At 52.1% G+C, this 23,474-nt stretch carries 22 protein-coding genes and 1 pseudogene; 7 read left to right on the plus strand and 16 right to left on the minus strand.

The window, feature by feature from the left end; genetic code table 11:
* Positions 1–5 precede the first annotated feature (5 nt).
* Positions 6–3,833 (plus strand): annotated as a pseudogene (yhdP, locus tag RFN81_RS01135) (AsmA2 domain-containing protein YhdP).
* A 57-nt stretch (positions 3,834–3,890) separates the two neighbouring features.
* A complete protein-coding gene (gene tldD / locus RFN81_RS01140; RefSeq protein ID WP_264497422.1) occupies positions 3,891–5,336 on the plus strand; it encodes a metalloprotease TldD in 1,446 nt (481 codons plus the stop codon).
* Positions 5,337–5,414: 78 nt separating this feature from the next.
* On the opposite strand, the gene RFN81_RS01145 is transcribed toward tldD, so the two are convergent.
* The 3 genes from RFN81_RS01145 to aaeR all read right to left on the minus strand — a co-directional run bounded on the left by RFN81_RS01145 (position 5,415) and on the right by aaeR (position 7,402).
* The gene (locus RFN81_RS01145; RefSeq protein ID WP_264497423.1) at positions 5,415–6,008 is read right to left on the minus strand and encodes a hypothetical protein; all 594 of its coding nucleotides are present in this window, start codon (positions 6,006–6,008) and stop codon (positions 5,415–5,417) included.
* Between the two features lie 9 nt (positions 6,009–6,017).
* Complete coding sequence (locus tag RFN81_RS01150) at positions 6,018–6,356, minus strand: hypothetical protein (protein WP_264497424.1); 339 nt, start codon at positions 6,354–6,356, stop codon at positions 6,018–6,020.
* A gap of 110 nt (positions 6,357–6,466) precedes the next feature.
* On the minus strand, positions 6,467–7,402 hold the full coding sequence (gene aaeR, locus RFN81_RS01155; protein WP_264497425.1) for an HTH-type transcriptional activator AaeR: 936 nt from the start codon (positions 7,400–7,402) through the stop codon (positions 6,467–6,469).
* A 448-nt stretch (positions 7,403–7,850) separates the two neighbouring features.
* On the opposite strand from aaeR, the gene aaeX reads away from it, so the two are divergent.
* The 3 genes from aaeX to aaeB are packed head-to-tail and all read left to right on the plus strand — an operon-like array spanning position 7,851 to position 11,027.
* A complete protein-coding gene (aaeX, locus tag RFN81_RS01160; RefSeq protein ID WP_005975424.1) occupies positions 7,851–8,054 on the plus strand; it encodes a p-hydroxybenzoic acid efflux pump operon protein AaeX in 204 nt (67 codons plus the stop codon).
* Between the two features lie 7 nt (positions 8,055–8,061).
* Positions 8,062–9,027 carry a p-hydroxybenzoic acid efflux pump subunit AaeA gene (gene aaeA, locus RFN81_RS01165; protein ID WP_264497426.1) on the plus strand — a complete coding sequence of 322 codons (966 nt, stop codon included), beginning with the start codon at positions 8,062–8,064 and terminating at the stop codon, positions 9,025–9,027.
* 20 nt (positions 9,028–9,047) lie between these two features.
* The gene (aaeB, locus tag RFN81_RS01170) at positions 9,048–11,027 is read left to right on the plus strand and encodes a p-hydroxybenzoic acid efflux pump subunit AaeB (protein WP_378929265.1); all 1,980 of its coding nucleotides are present in this window, start codon (positions 9,048–9,050) and stop codon (positions 11,025–11,027) included.
* 74 nt (positions 11,028–11,101) lie between these two features.
* Here the strand turns inward: aaeB and yjgA are convergent, their stop codons facing one another.
* Positions 11,102–11,653: a ribosome biogenesis factor YjgA gene (yjgA, locus tag RFN81_RS01175; protein ID WP_264497428.1), complete on the minus strand. Its 552-nt coding sequence runs from the start codon at positions 11,651–11,653 to the stop codon at positions 11,102–11,104.
* A gap of 412 nt (positions 11,654–12,065) precedes the next feature.
* On the opposite strand from yjgA, the gene pmbA reads away from it, so the two are divergent.
* Positions 12,066–13,406 carry a metalloprotease PmbA gene (gene pmbA / locus RFN81_RS01180; RefSeq protein WP_264497429.1) on the plus strand — a complete coding sequence of 447 codons (1,341 nt, stop codon included), beginning with the start codon at positions 12,066–12,068 and terminating at the stop codon, positions 13,404–13,406.
* Positions 13,407–13,478: 72 nt separating this feature from the next.
* Here pmbA and rnk read toward each other — a convergent pair whose 3' ends face one another.
* The 12 genes from rnk to RFN81_RS01240 all read right to left on the minus strand — a co-directional run bounded on the left by rnk (position 13,479) and on the right by RFN81_RS01240 (position 22,228).
* Entirely contained in the window at positions 13,479–13,889 is a 411-nt protein-coding gene (gene rnk, locus RFN81_RS01185; RefSeq protein WP_264497430.1) for a nucleoside diphosphate kinase regulator, read from the minus strand.
* Positions 13,890–14,058: 169 nt separating this feature from the next.
* Complete coding sequence (gene npr / locus RFN81_RS01190; RefSeq protein ID WP_264497431.1) at positions 14,059–14,331, minus strand: PTS phosphocarrier protein NPr; 273 nt, start codon at positions 14,329–14,331, stop codon at positions 14,059–14,061.
* Between the two features lie 31 nt (positions 14,332–14,362).
* Positions 14,363–15,220 carry an RNase adapter RapZ gene (gene rapZ / locus RFN81_RS01195; protein WP_264497432.1) on the minus strand — a complete coding sequence of 286 codons (858 nt, stop codon included), beginning with the start codon at positions 15,218–15,220 and terminating at the stop codon, positions 14,363–14,365.
* A gap of 154 nt (positions 15,221–15,374) precedes the next feature.
* Entirely contained in the window at positions 15,375–15,848 is a 474-nt protein-coding gene (gene ptsN / locus RFN81_RS01200; RefSeq protein ID WP_264497433.1) for a PTS IIA-like nitrogen regulatory protein PtsN, read from the minus strand.
* Between the two features lie 96 nt (positions 15,849–15,944).
* The gene (hpf, locus tag RFN81_RS01205; RefSeq protein WP_264497434.1) at positions 15,945–16,232 is read right to left on the minus strand and encodes a ribosome hibernation promoting factor; all 288 of its coding nucleotides are present in this window, start codon (positions 16,230–16,232) and stop codon (positions 15,945–15,947) included.
* Between the two features lie 23 nt (positions 16,233–16,255).
* Positions 16,256–17,689, minus strand: a complete 1,434-nt coding sequence (gene rpoN, locus RFN81_RS01210) for an RNA polymerase factor sigma-54 (protein ID WP_264497435.1) — start codon at positions 17,687–17,689, stop codon at positions 16,256–16,258.
* A gap of 48 nt (positions 17,690–17,737) precedes the next feature.
* Entirely contained in the window at positions 17,738–18,463 is a 726-nt protein-coding gene (gene lptB, locus RFN81_RS01215) for an LPS export ABC transporter ATP-binding protein (RefSeq protein ID WP_264497436.1), read from the minus strand.
* A 3-nt stretch (positions 18,464–18,466) separates the two neighbouring features.
* Positions 18,467–19,039, minus strand: a complete 573-nt coding sequence (gene lptA / locus RFN81_RS01220; protein ID WP_264497437.1) for a lipopolysaccharide ABC transporter substrate-binding protein LptA — start codon at positions 19,037–19,039, stop codon at positions 18,467–18,469.
* Entirely contained in the window at positions 19,020–19,586 is a 567-nt protein-coding gene (gene lptC / locus RFN81_RS01225) for an LPS export ABC transporter periplasmic protein LptC (RefSeq protein ID WP_264497438.1), read from the minus strand. The genes lptA and lptC overlap by 20 nt, the downstream gene beginning before the upstream one ends.
* Entirely contained in the window at positions 19,583–20,149 is a 567-nt protein-coding gene (gene kdsC / locus RFN81_RS01230; protein ID WP_264497439.1) for a 3-deoxy-manno-octulosonate-8-phosphatase KdsC, read from the minus strand. The genes lptC and kdsC overlap by 4 nt, the downstream gene beginning before the upstream one ends.
* A 19-nt stretch (positions 20,150–20,168) precedes the next feature.
* Entirely contained in the window at positions 20,169–21,206 is a 1,038-nt protein-coding gene (gene kdsD / locus RFN81_RS01235; RefSeq protein ID WP_264497440.1) for an arabinose-5-phosphate isomerase KdsD, read from the minus strand.
* A gap of 56 nt (positions 21,207–21,262) precedes the next feature.
* Entirely contained in the window at positions 21,263–22,228 is a 966-nt protein-coding gene (locus RFN81_RS01240) for a calcium/sodium antiporter (protein WP_264497441.1), read from the minus strand.
* Positions 22,229–22,654: 426 nt separating this feature from the next.
* Here RFN81_RS01240 and mlaF point away from each other — a divergent pair, with 426 nt between their 5' ends.
* A complete protein-coding gene (gene mlaF, locus RFN81_RS01245) occupies positions 22,655–23,467 on the plus strand; it encodes a phospholipid ABC transporter ATP-binding protein MlaF (RefSeq protein ID WP_264497442.1) in 813 nt (270 codons plus the stop codon).
* The last annotated feature ends 7 nt before the right edge of the window (positions 23,468–23,474 follow it).

The raw sequence follows: 23,474 nt of genomic DNA on the forward strand, positions 1-23,474 counted from the left end.
ATGTAGTGAGGCGACTGCCCGGAATCGTAGTCACCACGGGTGCCGCGCTTGTTGTGGTGACGGCGTTGTTAGTCAGCGGCTTAAGGCTGGTGCTGCCGCAGCTCGATCATCTCCGGCCACAGTTGGTGGCGTGGGTGCAGTCGGTGACCGGCGTCCCATTAGATATTGGCGCGATATCGGGGCGGTGGGCGTCTTTTGGCCCTACGTTAGAAATTGAAAAACTCCGTACCTCCCTTCCCGATTCGGATTGGCAGGTTGATCGCATCACGCTGGCGTTGGATGTATGGCAGTCGCTATTACACGGACGTTGGCAGTTCCGCGATCTCACGTTTTACCAGTTAAAACTCGATATTAATAGCCCACTTACCCGCCAACAGGACAGTAAACGGATAAGCTCAGGGAAGATCAGCGATCTGTTTTTGCGTCAGTTTGACCACTTCGATCTGCGTGATAGCCAAATTACCTTTCTTACCCCTTCCGGCTCCAGAGCGGCGCTGAGTATACCGCAACTTACCTGGCTAAACTCTGACCAACGCCACCGCGCGGAAGGCGCTATTAGTCTGTCGAGTTTTAATGGGCAACATGGCGTAGTGCAAATGCGTATGGATTTGCACGATGATCGAGGCTTGCTCAGTACGGGCACGCTCTATCTGCAAGCTGACAACATTGATATGAAGCCTTGGCTCAGCCGCTGGATGAAAACCAATACCGGGTTGGAAAGCGCTGATTTTAGTCTCGCGGCGTGGATTAACGTCCGTGAGGGTGACATTCACAGCGGCGATGTGTTTATTAACCAGGGAACGGCGGGTTGGGGAGAGGGCCGTGAGGCGCATCACCTAAATATTGATGATATGACGCTACATGTCAGTCGCCAGGAGAATGGCTGGCAGATGGATATCCCGTCGCTGAATCTGGCAACGGATGGCATCGTCTGGCCGAAAGGCCGTCTCTCTGTTCTCTGGTCACCCCAAAATGGGCCTATATCCGCGACCGATCGTCAGGACGAGCTACGCCTTCGGGCGAGTAACCTGTCGCTGGAACGGCTGAGTACACTGCTTCCGCTGCTGTCCGGGGCGACGCCGATGCTGAAAACGCGCTGGGCTGCACTGCAGCCGACGGGCATCGTAAATAGTGTTGCTGTGGATATTCCACTGCAACAGCCGGAGAAAAGCCGTTTTAAGGCGAGTTGGCAGAATGTGGGCTGGCAGCCATGGAAATTGCTGCCGGGTGTTGAGCATTTCGCCGGTGTCGCTCAGGGGAGCCTCGAACAGGGTCAAGCTAGCGTCGCACTAAAACAAAGTTTGCTGCCTTATGCGGCGATGTTTCGCGCACCATTAGACATCAAGCAAGCTAACGGCACGATTAGCTGGCGCAACGATACTCAAGGGCTGGAGTTATGGAGTGATGGCTTGGATGTACAGGCCAAATCGCTGTGGGCTAATGGTGATTTCCGTTACGAACAACCTGTCGGCCAGGAACCCTCATTGAATATTCTGGCGGGAATTCGTTTGACCGAGGCGGCAGATGCCTGGCGCTATTACCCTGAACGGCTTATGGGCACGAAACTGGTGGATTATCTGAGCGGAGCATTGCAGGGTGGGCATGTCGATAATGCGACGCTGATCTTTTCCGGTAATCCACAGCATTTTCCGTTCACACATAACGAAGGACGATTTGAGGTCTGGGCGCCGGTTAAAAACGCGACGTTTGCGTTTCAGCCGGGGTGGCCAGCGCTGGAACCGCTAGATATCAATATGGACTTTACCAATAACGGGCTGCGGATGTTCGCGCCGCGAGCGTGGTTAGGTAAGGTGGAAGGCAAAAATATTCACGCGGATATTCCCGATTATAAAGAAGAGCGACTGCTGATCGATGGCGAACTGGAGGGTGAGGGGGCTGATGTCGGCCACTATTTTCACTAGACGCCGCTGAAATCCTCACTGGGAACGGCATTAGACGCGTTGCAAATTGGCGGGCGGGTGCAAGGCTCTCTGCACTTGGATATACCGCTGGACGGTGATGATGTCCACGCGCGCGGCGATATTACACTGAACAATAATAGTCTGTATATCAAACCGTTGGACACCACGATTCAAGAGTTCACGGGCACGTTCCATTATGATAATGGTAACTTGCGCAGTGAAACACTTCGTGCTAACTGGCTGAATCAACCGATAACGGTCGATTTCACCACCGAAGAGCAACCTAACGCTTTTCTGGTGAACGTGGGCTTACAAGGTGACTGGAGACCAGCGCTTCTGCCGGGCTTACCGCCAGCGGCAAGCAAAGCCCTGTCGGGCTCGGCGAGTTGGAAAAGTACGGTAGCTATTAATTTGGGGCACGCGAGTAAAACAACTTACGATGTTGATGTGCAAGCTGATTTAAGAAAAGTAAGTAGTCACTTACCTAACCCGCTTAGTAAACCTGCTGGCGCGAATTTGCCGCTGGAATTTAAAGCCAGCGGCGATCTGAGGGGGTTTACTTTGCAGGGGCGCGTGGGCAAAAGTAGCCGTTTCAATAGCCGATGGTTGCTAAAAAGCAACACTGTGACGCTGGCGCGGGCAATCTGGCAGCAGACGGCAGCGGCGACACCAACGTTACCCGAAGACTCCGCCTTGGTGCTCGATCTCCCGCCGCTGGATGCGGAAAATTGGTTGGGGATCCTGCCATCGCTGCGCTCCTCAACGTCGGTAGGAGGGAACAAAGCGCATAGTTCTTTCCGTTTTCCTGAGTCTGTGACGCTGCGGACGCCTGAGCTGCAATTATTGGGGCAGCAATGGCACGATCTGGAAATCACGCGTAAAAATACGCTTGGCGGCAGCGAAGTACAGGCGCAAGGGCGAGAAATTGACGGTACGATTGAAATACCTCATCGCGGCATATGGCGCAGCGACATCCGTTATCTTTACTACAATCCTCAGTGGAAAGGCGATGAAGCGACTAATCCCGTGGCGCTGGCGGAAAAAAGATCGCCGCTGAGCGACACGAATATTCGCTTTGACGACTGGCCGTCGCTGGCGGTTACCTGCCGTCAGTGTTGGATTTTTGGACAGAATATGGGCCGTATTCAGGGAACGCTACTGCCAGAGAGGGAGAAATTAACATTGTCAGATGGGGTTATTGATACAGGCAAAGCCCGCCTGACGCTAAACGGCACCTGGCAAGAAAACGCAGAAGGCGTGCGGACGGCCCTGAAGGGGAAGCTAACGGGAGAGAGTTTGGCGCAGAATGCGGACTGGTTTGGTGTCGAATCGCCGCTACAAGCGGGCGCGTTTAATGTGGATTACGATCTCTACTGGCGTGGCGCGCCCTGGTCACCGGATATTACAAGCCTGAGTGGCATATTGCACACGCGCATTGGTAAAGGGGAAATTGCCGATGTCGGCACCGGTAAAGCCGGGCAGCTACTGCGTTTATTGAGCTTCGATGCGCTGATGCGTAAGCTGCGATTCGATTTCAGCGATACATTTGGCCATGGGTTTTACTTCGATTCGATTCGCAGTACCGCGTGGATTAAGGATGGCGTGCTGCATACGGATGATCTGCTGGTCGATGGGCTGGAGGCGGATATTGCGATATCGGGAGACCTTGATCTCGACCAGCGGCAAATCAATATGGAAGCCGTTATTGCCCCGGAAATTTCAGCAACGGTGGGGGTGGCGACCGCCTTTGCCGTTAATCCGGTTGTTGGCGCAGCGGTATTTGCCGCCAGTAAAGCGTTGGCACCGTTATGGAACAAGATTTCGCTGATTCGCTACCAGATTACTGGTAGCCTCGATCAGCCAAAGATTCAGGAAGTGCTACGTGAGCCGAATAAAAAGAAAGGCGAATGATATCGCCAGGCTAGCACGGCATACTCAACCGATGATTAGATAAAAGAGTGAAAAACTATGAGCCTTTCGTTTGTCAGTGAGCAATTACTCACCGCCAATAAATTAAATCTTGACGATCTCGCCGTTGTTCTGGGGTCGCTTAATGAGCGCCGTTTAGACTATGCCGATCTCTATTTCCAATCCAGTTACCATGAGTCCTGGGTACTGGAAGATCGCATCATTAAAGACGGCTCCTACAATATCGATCAGGGCGTGGGTATCCGAGCGATTGAGGGTGAGAAAACCGGTTTTGCGTATGCCGATCAAATTACGCTGAACGCATTACATCAGAGTGCGCTGGCAGCGCGGAGCATCGTGCGGGAACCCGGAGCAGGGGCGGTACATACGCTGGGTGAAGTGGCACATCGCCCACTCTATCCAGCATTGAACCCGCTGGATAGCCTGACGCGCGAAGATAAAATTGCGTTATTACAACGAGCAGATACCGTTGCCCGCGCCGCTGATGTGCGTGTACAAGAAGTCTCGGCCAGTCTGACGGGGGTGTATGAACAGGTGTTGGTCGCGGCGACAGACGGTACGCTGGCGGCGGATATTCGTCCATTGGTGCGCTTGTCAATCAGCGTGCTGGTTGAGGCCGAAGGACGACGAGAACGCGGCGCCTGCGGCGGTGGTGTGCGCGGCGGTTACGATTACTTCTGGGAAATCACCGATGGAGAGGCGCGCGTCGATGCCTGGGCGAAAGAAGCGGTGCGAATGGCATTGGTTAATCTGTCGGCCGTGGCGGCGCCTGCTGGCTCTATGCCGGTAGTGCTGGGGGCGGGCTGGCCCGGCGTGTTACTGCATGAAGCTGTCGGTCACGGTCTGGAAGGTGATTTTAATCGCCGTGGCACATCCGTATTCAGCGGACAGATGGGGAAACTCGTCGCGTCGGAACTTTGTACCGTAGTGGATGATGGCACGCTAAACGGGCGCCGAGGTTCCCTTACAATGGATGATGAAGGCGTGGCAGGGCAGTACAACGTGCTCATCGAAAACGGGATTCTGAAAGGCTATATGCAGGACAAACTGAATGCGCGTTTGATGGGCGTTGCGCCAACGGGTAATGGCCGCCGTGAATCGTATGCGCATCTACCGATGCCACGAATGACGAATACCTACATGCTGGCGGGTAAATCGACGCCAGAAGAGATAATTTCCAGCGTTGAATATGGTCTCTATGCGCCAAATTTTGGCGGCGGTCAGGTGGATATCACATCGGGTAAGTTCGTTTTCTCGACATCCGAGGCATATCTGATCGAAAACGGTCGTATTAGTACGCCGGTCAAGGGCGCTACGTTAATTGGTTCTGGTATCGAAGCGATGCAGCAAATCTCCATGGTTGGTAATGATTTGGCGCTCGATAACGGCGTCGGCGTGTGTGGTAAAGAAGGGCAAAGTGTGCCCGTCGGCGTTGGTCAACCTACGCTGAAGCTGGAGAGTCTGACGGTAGGCGGCACGGCATAATTTGCTCTGATATCTTTTTAAAACCGCGCTTTATGAGCGCGGTTTTTTTATTGGGCTAAGAGGTAATGGAGTAAAAAGTCAGGAAACCGCTGCAATAATCGATTTGAGCTGCCTGATGTGTATTTCATCTCGCTGTACCAAGACATCTTCCTTAATCTTGAGAACAATGCCTTTTAATAGGTCTGTTGTACTGGATATGTTTGTTGTGGTTTTTAGTACGTCAATGTCTGTCGCAACATGCCTTCCTTTAAGAGAAAGACGTTTCTCGGATTTTCCTTTTGCCAAATCACTTTGCAGAAAACGCGGGATATCTTGTGCCGCTGCGCGATCGGCTGCCAGCGTGTGAAGATAGTATTTCATCAGCGTGGGAATAAAATCGGGTTCCCCACCTAATTCGCAGCTTGCCAGATTTAAGATATCTATCATGTGCGCAGGGACTCTGCTTTCCAGCGCCTTACGCTGTACATCGAGCGCTTTCTTAATCATGGGCGTAGATTGATGGGGGATGATGGCAATATTCCCGCAGCGATTGCAAACGCCAACCAAAACCTGTCTCACCACGCCGCTGTTATCGCTGAATGGGACGTCTCTAAGCTGAAACGTCGCAGTTTCAAGTGACTGGCATGCGTTACAGATAGCGGACTGTGTATCTCCGACTTTGAAAATTTTCATGTCATCACCTCAATGGTGGACGCTAATAAAGACACAATTTGGTTCGGCAAAATACCATTTGATATACCACGATATTCCCCGATGGCGGCAACGGATGATATGAACATCAATATGCGCTGCAAAATGATGGGGTGAAGAAGAGTAGGATGTCCCCGAAGATTGATAAATAATATCAATGAGTTCTGTTATTGATATTTGCCCGGTTGCCAGCAGATTCTTCGTACTGATATTTCCTCTGGCTTCATGCAACACAGTACCCGACTGCAAACAGACGATAAGCTGCTTTTTGGCATCCTTGAACCCCATCCCTTCACCTATATTGTACGAATTTATTCGTACCTTATCCATGTGATTTTACTTTCCTGAACGAAGGAAAGAGATATAACGTACGGATGGTGGGATGGGGATGTGTTTTGTATGAAAGAGGAAGGCGTTTCGCATTTTCCTCTTTGCAAATCCTACTTTTTTTCCTCGCCGTGATCCTGGCGATAGGCCTGATAGGTCATCGCGACGTTTTTAAAGTACTCCGTCATGTAGTTAATGCAGACTTGCACTTTTAACGGCAGGTTATCTTTACGTGTATAAAGGGCATACACCGGGCGCGGGTCAGAGTGGTAGCGGCTGAACAGGATTTCAATGTCGCCACGATGAATGTCGTCCACGACCCACATAAGCGGGACATACGCAATGCCAGCGCCAGTTTTGAGCCAGCGCACGAGCGTTTGTGGATCGTTGGTGACAAAGCGCCCTTGCGGTGAGAGTCGGGTCGACATTCCCTCAGGGGCGATCAGCTCGAATTCACTGTCGGGCCGCACGCTGTATTCCAGCCAGGAAAAATTCACCATATCTGCCGGTTTATCCGGCGCGCCGTGCTGTGCCAGATAGCTTTTTGCCGCGCAGACGACCATCGGCATTGAGCCCAGGCGTTTCGAGAACAGGCTAGAGTCCTGTAGCGCCCCGACGCGAATAACGATATCCAGCCCATCAGTAATCAGGTCGGGCGCGGGAATGCCAGTGACCAGATTTACGGATAGGCCGGGATACTCTTTCAGCATCGCAGCAGTCATCGTCGCTAACACATTCTGCGCCATAGTAGAAGAACTGCCGATGCGTAACGTGCCGATCGGCGTATTGTTGAAGGCATAGAGTTGCTCATGCGCCTCGTGGGCCTCATGCAGCATGCGACGGCAGCCGTGGTAGTAAATTTTCCCCGCTTCCGTCAGGCCGATACTGCGTGTACTACGGTTTAGCAGCTTAATCTGGAGGGTATCTTCCAACTTGGTGATAGTCTGGCTGACGGCGGATACACTCATCTGTAACTGGCGAGCGGCGGCGGTAAAAGAACCACATTCCACCACGCGTGCAAAAACCGACATACTCTTTAATCTTTCCATTATTCACTCTAGCTTAAAAGTGATTTAGATCACACTATGTAGATAAGGTAATAATATCCATCCATAATATAGCCTATCCGGTGGTGCCGAGTGGAACATTGTCCGCTATCGTTTAAGCGACAGTTTTATCTGAGCGTAAAAGCGAACCGGCGCGTCGTCTGCGATTGTCCATGACTATTCACTATCCAGGACTCTCTAATGATTGGGCTTATTTACCTATTATCGCGTAATTCGCTGATTTCCTATCGTTAGCCAGTCCTGCTGACGTTGCTCTCATCAGTTTTACATTATTTGCGCCGCAGGCTGCTCGCTTGCGTGCTGAGAGCTTGTGTCTATGCTGAACATCAGTACGACGCTATACCTGTACTCTATTGTGGTGCCACGTGTCATAAATTTTATCCGGTGGCTAACCTGCCGTTGCCGTTATTGAAGAAAAAGGAAAAAGAGGATGAGTTCACTCCCGGTTATGGTGCTGTTCGGGCTGTCATTTCCCCCCGTATTTTTTGTCTTGTTGGTGTCGCTAACGCTGTTCTTTGTCGTGAATCGCCTGCTGCAACCGACGGGGATCTATGATTTCGTCTGGCACCCGGCGTTGTTTAACAGCGCGCTATTCTGCTGCCTGTTTTATTTACTGTTCCGTTACGGTCTGTGAGGCGTTTGTGAAAGCTTTCTTGTTAACCTTATTTAGGCGTCAGGCCATGTTGATCAGAAAACTTAGTCGCGTGGCGGTTACGCTGGTCATTGTGCTATGTGCGATTGCCGCCATTTTCCGCATCTGGGCGTTTTATACCGAATCGCCCTGGACGCGCGATGCCAAATTTACGGCTGATGTGGTGGCGATCGCACCGGATGTGAGCGGATTGCTGACCGATGTCCGAGTGACGGACAACCAATTGGTAAATAAAGGTGACGTACTGTTTGTCATTGATCAGCCGCGCTATCGTCAGGCCGTCGCGCAGGCGGAAGCCGATGTCGCCTACTATCAGGCGATGGTTAGGGAAAAACGCCGGGAATCGATGCGCCGTGCGCAGTTGGGGGTGAGAGCGATGTCACAGGAAAACATCGATCAATCCAGTAGTGCCTTGGAGATCGCGACGCACCAACTTGCTAAAGCACAGGCCGTGTTGTCACTGGCGAAATTGGAGCTCGATCGCACGGTGGTCCGTGCGCCTGCCGACGGTTGGATCACCAATCTGCATGTGCAAAGCGGCGAATTTATCGAACGCGGAAATACCGCGGTGGCGTTAGTGAAAAAAGATTCGTTTTACCTATTGGCATATATGGAAGAGACCAAACTTGAGGGTATTCGCCGCGGCTATCGTGCGGAGATCACCCCGCTGGGTAGCGAAAAAATATTTTATGGCACGGTAGATAGCGTGGCGGCAGGCGTGAATAACAGCAGTAGCAGTGTGAATACGAAGGGATTGGCTAACGTAGATTCCAATCTGGAGTGGGTGCGTCTGGCTCAGCGCGTGCCCGTGAAGATCCGTCTCGATCATCAAATGGGCGACCTTTATCCGGCTGGTACCACGGCGACCGTGGTCATTACCGGAGAACAGGTTAACAACGATAAAAAACCGTCGCCGCTTATTCGCCTGCTTTATCGTCTGCGTGAGTTCGGCTAAGCGAGGCGATAATGAAAAAAATGCCGTTGATAAGCGCCACGTTATTTACGACGCCGACATTCGCACGCCTTCGCTTTTCTTTTAAGCTGAGTTTTGCGATTGTATTGTCTCTATTCCTGGGGTTTCATCTCCAATTGGAAACTCCGCGCTGGTCGGTATTGACGGCGGCGATTGTCGCGGCTGGCCCGGCGTTTGCTGCCGGTGGTGAACCCTTCTCCGGTGCAATCCGGCATCGTGGTATTTTGCGTATTATCGGCACTTTCATTGGCTGTATCGGCGCACTTATCATCATTATTGCTACCGTGAGTGCACCCGTTGTGATGTTGATGCTGTGCTGCATCTGGGCGGGCTTTTGTACCTGGATTTCCTCGCTGGTTAAAGTCGAGAATGCCTATGTATTCGGGCTGGCAGGCTATACCGCACTGATTATTATTGTCTCAACGGAGGGAATGCCGCTATTGACGCCACAGTTTGCTGTAGAGCGCTGTAGCGAAATTGTGTTGGGTATCGTTTGCGCCATTCTGGCCGATTTACTGTTTTCACCCCGCTCGATCAAGCAGAACGTTGACCGAAGCATTAGTGAGTTGCTGGTGGAACAATACCGACTCTTGCAGCTCAGTATCAACGGTGCGGATAAGGAAAGCATTGATGCGGCGTGGCATGCGCTAGTGCGTAAAACGACCGCGCTAAACGGCATGCGCAGTAACCTGATGTTGGAATCCTCGCGCTGGCAGAACAGCAATCGTCGTCTCATCTCCCTGCATACGCAATCGCTGACGATGATCACGCAGGCATGCGAAGCCTATCTGATATTGCGCGATGAACCTACGCCGATTAAAAGCAGCCTGAAATTAATATTGGATCGACCAGTTGAGTCGCTGCGCGATGTGCATTGCCGTCTGAAGGCGCTGCGTCAATTGATTGCGGCGGATAGCCGTGACGTGCCGCCGATGCTGATCGGTTGGATTGGGGCGGCGACACGCTACCAGCTGTTGGCGAAGGGGGTGCAGACCAACGGGCGTATCACGTCAATTGAGGCTGATATACTAAACAGCGATGTGAAAATGAAAGCCCCTTCCGCGGAAACCCGTCATGCAATGATCAACGGGTTACGTACCGGTGTGGCGACGGCGTTAGGCTGTCTATTTTGGCTTAGCACGGGCTGGACTTCCGGCAGCGTCTGTATGGTAATGATCGCGGTGGTCACGTCGCTTGCTATGCGTTTGCCGAACCCACAAATGGTGGCAAAAGATTTTCTTTTCGGAACGATCTTTGCGCTGCCGCTGGGAGCGCTGATCTTCATGTTTATTATGCCGTCGACGCAGCAAAGTATGCTGTTGCTGTGCCTGAGTTTAGGGGGAATGGCTTTTTTCCTGGGGCTTGAAGTACAAAAGCGCCGACTGGGTTCGTTGGGGGCATTAGCCAGCACGATTAATATTCTGGTGCTGGATAATCCGATGACATTTAATATTAGCCAGTTTTTGGACAATGCGATCGGGCAGATCATTGGATCTTTTCTGGCGCTGATTGTCATCCTGCTGATTCGCGATAACACGAAGGCGCATACCGGGAGAGTGCTGTTGAACCGCTTTGTGTATGGTGCGGTTTCAGCGTTAACCACGAACACGACACGGCGCAAGGAAAATCACCTGCCTGCGCTATACCAACAACTATTCCTGCTGCTAAACCGCTTCCCTAATGATATTGCCAAGTATCGTCTCGCGCTATGGTTGATCATTATGCATCAGCGCTTAAGAACACTGGATATTCCGCCAAATGCGGCGCTCTCTGCTTTTCATCGCCAGCTTCGTGCAACGGCGGAACAGGTGATCTCCGCGCGACGCGACGCCTCGCGTCACCGTCATTTTATGCGGCTGTTAGAGGAGCTTGAGCGTTATCAACAAATGCTGAAGGAGCAACAGCTTCCTTCACAGATGACTGAGCCAGTCAGGCGATTAACCGGAATTCTCCATGATTATCAACATGCGCTGGATCACTAACCCTGAGACAGCGTGACATAAGAGAACCGTTTCTGAACGCGGGATAGGAACGGCTCCTCATCCCGCCGTTGCCGTTAATCTACGGTTTCAGCCAGTTCTCGTAGATACTGGAATATTTGACGGGCGGCTTTTGGTGGCTTCTCCGCGGCCTTTTCTTTCTGCGCATTGCGTGTCAGAGAACGTAGCTGCTGACGATCGGCGTGAGGGTATAGCGCCAGAATGTCTGGAATGGCATTGTCGCCTTCGGCGATCAGACGGTCACGCAGTTGTTCCAGTTTGTGGAATAAGGCGACCTGCTGATTATGGCGATTGTTCAGTTTATCCAGCGCGCTTTGAATCGGCTCTGGATCGCGGGCGCGTAACAGCTTGCCTATCAACTGTAACTGGCGGCGGCGGCCTTCCTTCTTGATCCGTTGCGCCAGTTCCACCGCAGAACGCAGATCGTCATCCAAAGGGATCTTCTCAAGGGCATTTTTCCCCAGATCGACCAACTCGGCACCGAGATCTTTCAGCGCTTCGGCATCGCGTTTTATTTCGCTTTTGCTGACCCAAATAATTTCATCATCTTCGTCGTCTTCTTGATTTTCGGGGATGTCATTTAGCCAGTCTTCGTACTTTTGCTTCATGGTTGGCTCCTAAAAAGTGTCCAGGAGCAAGGTTTAACGCGGCTCCGGGATGGTGAACAGCGCGCCCACCAGAAAAAAGAGGCTGATACTAACAGGTTTAGGCTTTGTGCGAAATTGTCCGCCGATCCTGTTAGACTAGAAAGCATTATGCTACACCTTTTTGTGCTCGTACTACTTCAAGTTGCATGTGGGTTGGCTGCGTTACTCGACACATTGGCGTGTGGCTCGCCCCGTTGGGGCCGCTGCAAGCAGCGTTCAAACTAGCCTCTGGCTGATTTGTCAGTCACTCGAATGACTTATTTGATCTTCGCTTGCCGCCTTCCTGAAACTTGAATTATTTAAAGCATATTTCTCCACTCATTTTTCGAGTGGGGATGATGGTGAGCTTTCTTCCACTTACTTTGGTAGAACGATGACGATAATTACTCAAGTTGCGGAACAGCGTAAAGCGCTGGAACTCGCGGTGGCGCAAGCGTTGGAGCTTGCGCGTGCCGGCTCTGATGCGGCGGAAGTCGCGGTGACAAAAACGACAGGCATTAGCGTCAGTACCCGCTATGGTGACGTTGAAAATGTTGAATTCAATAGCGATGGTGCGCTGGGCATCACGGTTTATCATCAACAACGCAAAGGCAGCGCATCCTCTACCGATCTCAGCCCGGATGCGATCGCCCGGACTGTACGAGCTGCGCTGGATATCGCGCGTTACACTTCTGTCGATCCCTTCGCCGGCCCAGCGGATCGCGATCTGCTGGCGTTTGACGCACCGGATCTGGATCTGTTCCATCCGACCGAGCTGGATGCGGAGCGCGGCATTGAATTAGCGGCGCGCGCAGAGCAGGCGGCGTTACAGGCCGACTCGCGCATCACCAACACCGAAGGCGGCAGTTTTAACAGCCATTACGGTGTTAAGGTGTTCGGAAATAGCCACGGCCTGCTGAAGAGCTACTGCTCCAGCCGCCATTCCCTGTCCAGTTGTGTAATTGCCGAAGTGAATGGCGATATGGAGCGGGATTATGCTTATACCATTGGGCGTGCGTTAGACGATTTGCGTAGCCCGGAATGGGTGGGCGAAGAATGTGCGCGCCGCACGCTATCCCGCCTGTCACCGCGTAAACTGCCCACGATGAAGGCTCCCGTGATGTTCTCTGCCGAAGTGGCGACAGGCCTGTTTGGTCATTTAGTCGGGGCAATCAGTGGCAGTAGCGTTTATCGTAAATCGACCTTCCTGCTGGATAAACTAGGTCAGCAGATTCTGCCGGAGTGGCTGACGATAGAGGAGCAGCCGCATTTGCTTAAGGGGCTGGCTTCTACGCCGTTCGATAGCGAAGGCGTACGAACGCAGGCGCGCGAAATTGTGAAAGCGGGGGTGTTGCAGACCTGGCTGATGACGAGCTACTCTGCACGTAAACTGGGGATGAAGAGCACCGGTCACGCGGGCGGTATTCATAACTGGCGCATCGCCGGACAAGGTCTGGACTTCAACGGTATGCTGAAACAGATGGGTAAAGGGCTATTGGTGACCGAACTCATGGGGCAAGGCGTGAGTGGTGTCACGGGGGATTATTCCCGTGGGGCGTCCGGTTTCTGGATCGAGAATGGTGAAATTCAGTATCCGGTCAGTGAGATTACGATCGCGGGCAACCTGAAAGACATGCTGCGTAACATTGTGACGGTGGGAAATGATATCGAGACCCGAAGCAATATCCAGTGTGGTTCCGTGCTGTTGCCTGAAATGAAGATCGCTGGCGAATAAATCGGTTCTGTGTTGAGTAACCGTCGCCGTCGGCGGTGTCCGACGGCTATTATGCTATAGCGTTTTTCTGGCTTAGCGATGGTACTCGCCAGCGGCTTCTGGCTGATAAAGTATTTCTACTACTTCAATGCGTGTTTCTTCACCGTTTGGCAATTGCCAGGTGATCGAGTTTCCTACATGCATTCCCAATAGTGCCGCCCCCAGCGGAGCCATTACGGACAACGGTTCTTGGCTGTCTTTCACCGCCGCTGGATAAACTAGCGTGCGGACATGCTCCTCGTTGGTATTCAGATCGCGAAAACGCACCCGACTGTTCATGGTGACGACATGTGAAGGAATTGATGCCGAAGGCAGAATTTCTGCCCGATCCAGTTCCGCATTCAACGCCTGTGCGATATCGCTATCCGCAAAGGCGGGCTGCTCCAATAACCGATCCAAACGTTCCGCATCCAATTCGCTAATGGTCAGGTTAGGTTTCGTCATGCTCCTCTCCAGTTGGTATATTCAGATGATATAAAATTACCCCCGCGCCCAAAGGAGCAGGGGTATAAGAAAATATTATGATTTATGTAGCTAGATAGTAGGAGGTTCGGAAGGGAAAGTGAAGCGATCCCTGTCGCGGGGGTTGCAGATAATCTGCGAAAGAAAATCGCTAGTCTTCGTCAAACCCGGCATCGAACAGGCGGACGACGGCGGAAAGCGCTTGTTCTTCATCTGGCCCCGTTGCTTCTATCTCGATGAGGCGGCCCTTGGCCGAATCCAGCATGAGCATTGCAATCACGCTGCTCGCTTCAGCTTCTGTACCACTCTCGTTACGCAGTATCACTTCGGCATTAAAACACTGCACCAGTTCAAACAGCTTCATGGCCGGGCGAGCATGCATGCCCAGCTTGTTTTTGATTTCAACCGTTTGCCGTACTGTCATCGGTTACCTAAAGACGCTGATTTACCGAATATCATGATGGTTTCCGCTTTTCCAGCGTGCGGTGACGTGACTGTACGTTTTTACCGCGTGAGCGGAAGTAGTCTGCTAGTTGTTCGGCGACATAGACAGAACGGTGTTTCCCACCGGTACAGCCAATAGCAACCGTCAGGTAGCTGCGGTTATTGGTCTCCAGCATCGGCAGCCATAGTTCCAGATAGCTGCGGGTCTGGTAGATGAAATTGTGAACCTCCGTATGCCTGTCGAGGAAAGCGGCGACGGGCCGATCCAGGCCGGTCATCGGCCGCAGTTTCGGATCCCAATGGGGATTCGGCAGGAAACGCACATCAAACACGTAATCGGCATCAATCGGAATGCCGTGCTTGAAGCCGAATGATTCGAATACCATCGTCAGTTCGCGTTCGCGCTTGCCCAGCAAACGTGTGCGCAGCATCTCAGCCAGCTCATGTACCGACATTTCTGACGTATCGATAATCAGGTCGGCGCGGGAGCGCAGCGGTTCCAGCAGGTCACTTTCTTTGTCAATCGCACTTTCCAGCGACAGATTTTTACTGGAGAGCGGATGCAGGCGGCGGGTGTCGCTATAGCGACGAATGAGCGTATTACGATCTGCATCGAGAAACAGTAGCTGAGGTGAGAAGCTCGGCGGCAATTGCGCCATGGCATGCTCAAAGATCTCCGGCGATTCCGGCATATTACGCACATCAATGCTGACCGCCGCGGAAATGTTCCGGGTTGCGAGCGTATTTGCTAATTCCGGCAATAGGACGACGGGCAGGTTATCTACGCAATAGAACCCCATATCTTCCAATGCGCGCAGAGCGACAGATTTCCCTGAACCTGAACGCCCACTGACAATCATCAGTACCATCTGACGACTCCCCTCTGGCAATCTGATGGCGAATTCTCATTGCCACAATTTTTATGATGTATAGCTAAAAAATGACGTCTTCGCCCAGGGATTGCAAGCATTCTCTGAACTTAGCGCGAGTTGTTCGCTATCGTGAGTATGTCGATCGTCCGATTTAATCGGCCTCCGCCATAATCTGGTACAGTTCTTCGTCGCTTTGTGCCGCTCGCAGGCGTCGGCAAACGGCCTTATCCGCCAGCCGCTTGGCAACAAGCGATAGCGTATGCAAATGGGTTTTACATTGTTCAGCCGGAACCAGCAAGGCAAAAAGGAGATCTACGGGCTGGTTATCAATCGCATCAAAAGCGATAGGGTGTTCTAAGTGGATGAGCACACCAATAGCGTTTAATACGTTATCGTCTTCCAGCTTACCGTGTGGGATAGCGATGCCGCCGCCAATTCCCGTACTGCCCATGCGCTCCCGCGTCAACATGGCTTCAAAAAGTATCTGTGCAGGGATGTTAAGCTGCTGGGCGGCCAGCTCGCTGATAATTTCCAGAGCGCGTTTTTTACTCTGGCAATGGACATGGCTGCGTGTGCACTCAGGACGTAATAGGGTGCTGAGTTGGAATTCTGGATCGTGATTCATTTTATTTTCACTTTACGACGCTTGCACTCCTGGTGGCCCCGGCCGACGTGATGCGTGGGCCGGGTGGGCTCCTCGACTATTGTGTCAAGGAAAAAGTTAGTGCTGCTTGAGTTTATCTTTATGCTTATTAAGCTGTCTTGTCAGCTTATCAATTAATACATCTATCGCGGCGTACATTTCTTCCGCTTCTGACGTTGCATGCAGTTCCCCGCCGTTAACATAGAGCGTGGCTTCGGCAATATGCCGGATTTTTTCCACCTTCAATACCACGTTAACCTGGTTAATCCGGTCAAAATACTGCTCTAATTTGGCAAACTTGCCATTCACAAAATCACGCATAGGTTCCGTGATCTCGATATGGTGTCCGGTAATGTTGAGCTGCATCGTGTCTTCCTTCTCTGTTGAGATCAAATCAGTTGTTTACGCTGATTCGATGGTGGGATAGATAAAGACTCTCGGTATTTTGCAACGGTACGACGTGCCACAATAATGCCCTGTTCAGAGAGCAGGGTGGTGAGTTTGCTGTCACTCAACGGTTTCGCGGGGTTTTCCGCCGCGATAAGTTTCTTCACCAGCGCACGAATGGCCGTTGATGAGGCTTCTCCACCGTTATCGGTATTAACATGGCTGGAGAAGAAGTATTTTAGTTCAAAAATACCGCGTGGGCTGTGCAGAAACTTCTGAGTAGTGACGCGTGAGATCGTGGATTCATGCATATCCACCGCTTGCGCGATGTCTGCCAATACCATGGGCTTCATGAATTCTTCCCCGTGCTCGAAGAATTCCTGCTGTTGCTCGACGATACAGCGTGTCACTTTCAGTAATGTGTCGTTGCGACTTTCCAGGCTCTTAATGAGCCAGCGCGCCTCCTGCAGGTTACTGCGGATAAATTGCCCATCGCTGTCGTTGCGTATGCTGTTACCCAGCGCCGCATACTGCTGGTTAATCTGTAAGCGAGGGATGCTATCGGTATTCAGTTCAACTACCCAGGCACCTTGAACCTTGCGCACCAGCACATCAGGGATGACATATTCGGACTCGCCGGTGTTGATCGATTGCCCTGGGCGTGGGTCGAGAGACTGAATCAGCGCCAGCGCCTCTTTAAGGACGTCTTCTTTCAGGCGGGTGAGTCGGATTAAACTGCGAAAATCATGGTTGGCTAATAATTCGAGATGCTCGCTGACGATCAGCCGCGCTTCGTCCAGATAGGGCGAGCCGTCAGCGAACTGAGAAAGTTGCACCAGAAGACAATCACGTAAATCGCGCGCCGCGACGCCAACGGGGTCGAAACGCTGTACACGTTTAAGCACGGCTTCGACTTCGTCCAACGTCACATTGTCGTCGCCGATGCTGTCAAGAATATCTTCCAGCGGTACGGTCAGGTAGCCGGTGCTGTCTACCGCGTCGACGATAGATGTCGCAATGGCGGCGTCGGTATCTGAAAAGGGTGTCAGTTCAACCTGCCACATCAGGTAATCTTGTAGCGTTTGTGTGGTTTCACCCTGATAAATAGGCAGTTCTTCATCGCGATAGTCGGTGCCGGTGCCTGACGGCGTACCGGCGGAGTAGATCTCATCCCACGTCGCGTCGAGCGGCAATTCTTCCGGCATATCGCGTTGCTCAAGGGCTTCACCGGTATCCAGAGAATCACTGTCTACCTTTTCGAATGATTCGATTTCGTCATGCTGATCCGTTTGTTCAAGCAACGGATTGCTTTCCAACGCCAATTGAATTTCCTGTTGCAATTCAAGCGTGGACAACTGCAACAGGCGGATAGCCTGTTGCAGTTGTGGAGTCATGGCCAGTTGCTGGCTAAGCCTGAGTTGCAAACCTTGCTTCATAAATCTCGCTAACGTCCCATAAGTGCTGCAAAGAAAAATATTACCCTATCAGAGTCGGAAACCTTCGCCCAGATAGACGCGCTTCACCTGTTCATCGGCCAGAATATCGGCTGGTGAACCGTGGGCGATCAGATTACCTTGACTCACGATATAGGCGCGTTCACACACATCCAGCGTTTCACGGACGTTATGATCGGTAATCAACACACCCAATCCGCGGTCACGCAGATGTTCAATGATTTTTTTTATATCCAGTACGGAGATCGGGTCTACGCCCGCGAACGGCTCATCCAGTAGGATGAATTTCGGGTTCGCCGCCAGCGCTCGCGCAATCTCGACCCGGCGTCTTTCCCCTCCAGACAGCGATTGTCCCAGACTATCGCGCAAATGAATAATATGGAATTCTTCCATTAGCTCATTGGCGCGATCTTCTTGTTGTTCCGTCGTCAGATCTTTGCGGATCTGTAATATAGCCATCAGATTGTCATAGACGCTTAAGCGACGGAAAATAGACGCTTCCTGCGGCAGATAGCCAATGCCGCGCAAAGCGCGTTCGTGAAGAGGAAGTAAGCTGATGTCGTCGTCGTCGATGACGATGCGCCCTTCATCACGCGGAACGATACCGACCACCATATAAAATGTGGTCGTTTTCCCGGCCCCATTCGGCCCGAGTAAACCGACGATCTCACCGGAATTAACGGTGAGGCTGACGTTCTCCACGACTTTACGGCCTTTATACGCCTTGGCCAGGTTTTCTGCGGTTAGTGTTGCCATAACTTATTCGGTGACCCGTGGTTGCGAGGGTTGAGCACGAGAAGACTGACTGTTGTTTTCCTTCCCCTGAAGCTGAGAGGGGACTAACACGGTTGTCACGCGTTTTCCTTTGTCGCTGCTCGCTTCCATTCGCTGCTGTTTGACCAAATAGGTAATGCGATCGCCTTTGACGTTACTGTCCTGCTGTTCCAGATAGGCGTTACCTGTCAGCACCAGGAAGTCGTTAGCTAACTCGTAGCGAATTTTCTGTGCGTGACCTTTCACCGGCTTCCCATTGTCTTGCATCTGGTAAAAGGTTACGGGATTACCGTAACCTTCCACCACTTCGCTGCCTTGCGCGCCCTGTGGCCGCGTCACCACGACCTTATCGGCTTTCACTTCGATCGTCCCTTGCTTTACGACAACATTGCCAGTGAAGGTCACAGTATTACCCTGCATGTCCAAAGATTGTTGTGCCGAATCAATATGAATAGGTTGATTGCTGTCACCAGTAACGGCGAGAGCGGAAACGCTGACGGCGAACAGAGAACTGGCGATCAGGGTGTTACGCATCAGGTTATGGGTTTTGAATTTCATATGAGGTTTTTACCTTTTCGATCAACTCGGCCGTCTTATTACGCAGATTCCCGCGCATTTTCATCCCGCTTGAGGTAAAGCTAGTGCCGTACAGGGTGACTTCATCATCGGAAGCAATATCCTGCGTGACCAGATTCACCTGAGCATTATTCGTTGTGATGCGTTGAAGCTGCGTGTCCGTCGTCAGATTCTTTACTTCGACATGGCCATACAGATAGAGCATCCTGTCTTTTGTCAGTTTGGCGCGATCGGCGCGAACTGACCAGGTTGCCGTGCCTTGTTCGTTGAACAGCGTAGCAACCGGCGCGGTAAACCAACTTAACTGCTCATCGTTGAAATATTCTACCTGTTCAGAAATTAATCGGTAGCTCAATTTACCCGCGGGACTGTACACCTGCGTGTCGGTCTTTTCACTCGTGTAGATTGGCACGGCGGGATCGTTGGCGCTCGGCACCGATACCCCGTCGTCATCGGCAATATTCCAGCCGATAAGGACGAGCGCTAATAGTGCCAGAAAAGTGGTCAGCCAACGTTTGGTTTTACTCATATTGACAACCCTTTGGCGTGCTCCAATTTGTTCTGCGATATCAGTATCAAATCACACAGCTCACGAACGGCACCACGCCCCCCCGCAATCCGAGTGACATAATCCACTCGCGGTAGCAGCAATGGGTGCGCATCTGCCACCGCAACACTTAGCCCAACCTGCGCCATTACCGGCCAATCAATCAAATCATCGCCGATATACGCCACCTGATGTGGGGGAAGCGCCAGTTTATCCAACAAGTCGGAGAAGGCCAAAATCTTATCCGATTGTCCCTGATAAAGATGGACGATGCCGAGTGTTTTACACCGATCTTCCAGCAATTTTGCCGAACGTCCGGTAATAATGGCTACGTCGATGCCGGATGTCAGCAAACAGCGAATGCCATAACCGTCGCGGACGTTGAAGGCTTTCAACTCCTCGCCGTGGTTCCCCATGTAAATCAGGCCATCGGACATCACGCCGTCAACGTCACAGATTAACAGACGCACCTCGCGGGCTTTTTCCAGTACTCGTTGATCGACTGGCCCATAGCAGGTAGCGGTTTGCGCCTTGACTTCACTCATTCACCATTATCCTTTCTTGTTAAACCACGCCTGCCCGTAACATATCGTGCATATGAACGATACCAACCAAACGATCATCCTCCGTCACGAGTAAGGAGGTGATGTGACGTGACTGCATCAGGTTAAGCGCGTCTACTGCCAGCGTTTGCGGCGTGACACGGATGCCGCCTGCGGTCATCACATCAGCAATACGAGCGCTGTTCAAGTCAATATTCATGTCGAAAACGCGCCGCAGATCGCCGTCGGTAAAGATACCCTGGATGGTCATATCTGCTTCGCAGATTACCGTCATACCCAAATTTTTGCGCGTAATTTCCACCAGCGCATCGCGCAGTGATGCATTGTGCGGGACATGCGGTATTTCATCGCCCGAATGCATGATATCGCTGACGCGCAGTAAGAGTTTACGGCCCAGTGCGCCACCGGGGTGAGAGAGGGCAAAATCTTCGGCGGTAAAGCCGCGAGCCTGGAGTAGGGCCACGGCCAGCGCATCCCCCATCGCTAACGTTGCCGTCGTACTGGTCGTGGGCGCCAGGCCAAGAGGGCAGGCTTCCTGCGGGACATGTACGCACAGGTGGATATTAGCCGCCTTGCCCATAGTACTTTCCGGTGCGCCGGTCATGCAAATCAGAAACACATTTTGGCGTTTCAGTACGGGGATCAGTGCGAGGATTTCATGGGATTCGCCGGAATTGGAAATAGCAATGACGATATCATGTGGTGTCACCATACCGAGGTCGCCGTGACTGGCCTCGCCCGGATGAACAAAAAAAGCGGGTGTACCGGTGCTGGCTAACGTCGCCGCTATCTTACGACCGATGTGTCCGGATTTGCCCATACCCATCACCACCACTTTGCCCTGGCAGTGAAATATCTTTTGGCAAGCAAGGGTAAAATTGTCGTCAATGTACTGCTCTAATTGCGCAAGCCCATCGCGCTCAATACGCAGTACGTTTTTACCCGCCTGCTGGAAGTCAAAATCGGGCTGTAACTTATGCTCGGATAGTGCACGGTCGGACTGCTGGTTTCGGTGAGCATCATGTTCAAACGGTGACATACCAATATCCTGATTATGATGGAAAATGGAATAACGTTATTATGAAAAACAGGGCCTTATGAAAAAAAGAACAGGGCCGTCAGATAGGCGATGAACGCGCAGCATAATAATGCGCCAGCGCCCTGCCCGATACGACGTTTGTTGCTGAGGCACAGCGCGGTTAATAGCGCGCTCGCCGCCAGCATGACCCAATAATCGCGCTGAAAAGCCTGAGGGTTCAATGCGCCCGGCGAGAGCAGCGCAGGTACGCCCAGCACGATCGCAATATTAAAAATGTTCGAGCCAATCAGGTTGCCCAGCGCAATATCATCTTCTTTCTTTAGCGTCCCGACGATGGCGGTGGCGAGCTCAGGCAGGCTGGTGCCGATCGCGAGAATAGTTAGCCCGATGGCTAACTCGCTGATGTCGAAATAGCGTGCGATTACCGTGGCGTTATCCACTACCATACGCGCCGCCATCGGCAAAATAACCATGCTGAGGATCAGCCACAGTACGGCGACCATTGGGTTACTGTTGTCCTGTGGCAGCTCTGCCACCTGTTCACTTGTCAGGCGATCCCCCCCTTCACGCTGCGTCTGTTGCGCCATGCGAAGAATTAACACCAGGCATAGCGTGGCGGCAGAAAGCAGCAACAGGCCGTCGGTACGACTTAGGTAACTATCATGCAGTAAAACACCGCATAATAAAGTGACGGACAACATGAGCGGCAACTCTCGACGTAGTAGGGTCGAATGAACCGTTAATGGACGAATGAGCGCTGCGCTGCCGAGAATAAGTAAAATATTAGCGATATTGGAGCCAATCACGTTACCCACGGCCATATCGACCCTATTGTTTAAGGCGGCGGTTACCGAAACGATTAATTCAGGTAATGAAGTGCCGAAGCCGACAATCGTGATACCGATGACGAAGGGGGGCAAACCGAAAGAGCGTGCTAGCACGGCGGCGCCAAAGACAAGACGATCGGCACCGTAAACCAGTAATAGCAAGCCAACGAACAAAAGCAGTGTTGCAAAAAGCATGCAGCGTCCTTCAATAGGATATATATCCGTCATACTTCAAGCTACCCGTGCGTTGGCTATCCCCATCGTTCTCCCCAGCCACTTATCGATGTGGGCCTCAGGGTGATCACCGTGCCGCCGCCTTCCTGCAACTCGAATTATTTAGTGTATAATCACCCGCTTATTGTCGAATAAGCCCGTGTTTTTGGACGAATATCGCATAAACGGCAATTTCTGTGATAATAGATGTTAATTCTGACGGGGCTTGGTGAAAAAGTAAAACCTGTCGTGGTAAGTAAAACTGGGTAAGCGGCTATGCGGCAACGTGGTGTGAAAGTACACAGTAAGTTTTTGTAAAACCCACACCTTAATGGAGGCCAGAGGTTAGGCTGGAATGAAGGCTCTACATTAAGCGTGCTGCCTACTGATGGGTAAGGAATGGAAATAATGAACCATGAGGCAACGAATCTGGTCGAGATCCGCGGTCTTCGCTTTCGGCGTGGGGAGCGAGACATTTTTACCGATATTACGTTGAACGTACCTAGAGGCAAGGTGACCGCGATCATGGGGCCTTCGGGTATTGGCAAAACGACATTATTACGCCTGATCGGCGGACAGTTGCCGCCTGATAGCGGTGAGATTTGGTTTGATGGCGAGAATATTCCCGCGCTGTCGCGCCGCGAGTTGTATAACGCACGTAAGAAAATGAGTATGTTGTTTCAGTCTGGCGCATTATTCACCGATTTGAACGTGTTTGATAATGTCGCCTGGCCGCTGAGAGAACATACGAGATTACCGGAACCGCTATTACGTAGCGTCGTCATGATGAAGCTGGAAGCGGTAGGGCTACGCGGAGCGGCTGAACTCATGCCGGCGGAGCTTTCCGGTGGTATGGCGCGGCGGGCCGCGTTGGCGAGGGCCATTGCGCTCGATCCGCAACTGATTATGTTCGATGAGCCGTTTGTCGGGCAGGATCCGATTACGTTAGGGACATTGGTGAAGCTGATCGATGAATTAAACCATGCCTTGGGCGTGACCTGTATTGTGGTTTCTCACGATGTTCCGGAGGTGATGAGCATCGCCGATTACGCTTACATCGTGGCCGATAAGCGCGTGGTGGCAGAAGGAACTGCGGAGCAACTGAGGGAAAATAATGACCCGCAGGTGCGTCAGTTCCTGGATGGTATCGCCGACGGGCCAGTGCCTTTCCGCTTTCCGGCGGGGGATTACAAGACATCGCTGCTAGGTTCAGAGAGGTAACGCAGTC

Origin of the sequence: Pectobacterium cacticida, from assembly GCF_036885195.1 — a bacterium.
GTDB lineage: Bacteria > Pseudomonadota > Gammaproteobacteria > Enterobacterales > Enterobacteriaceae > Pectobacterium > Pectobacterium cacticida.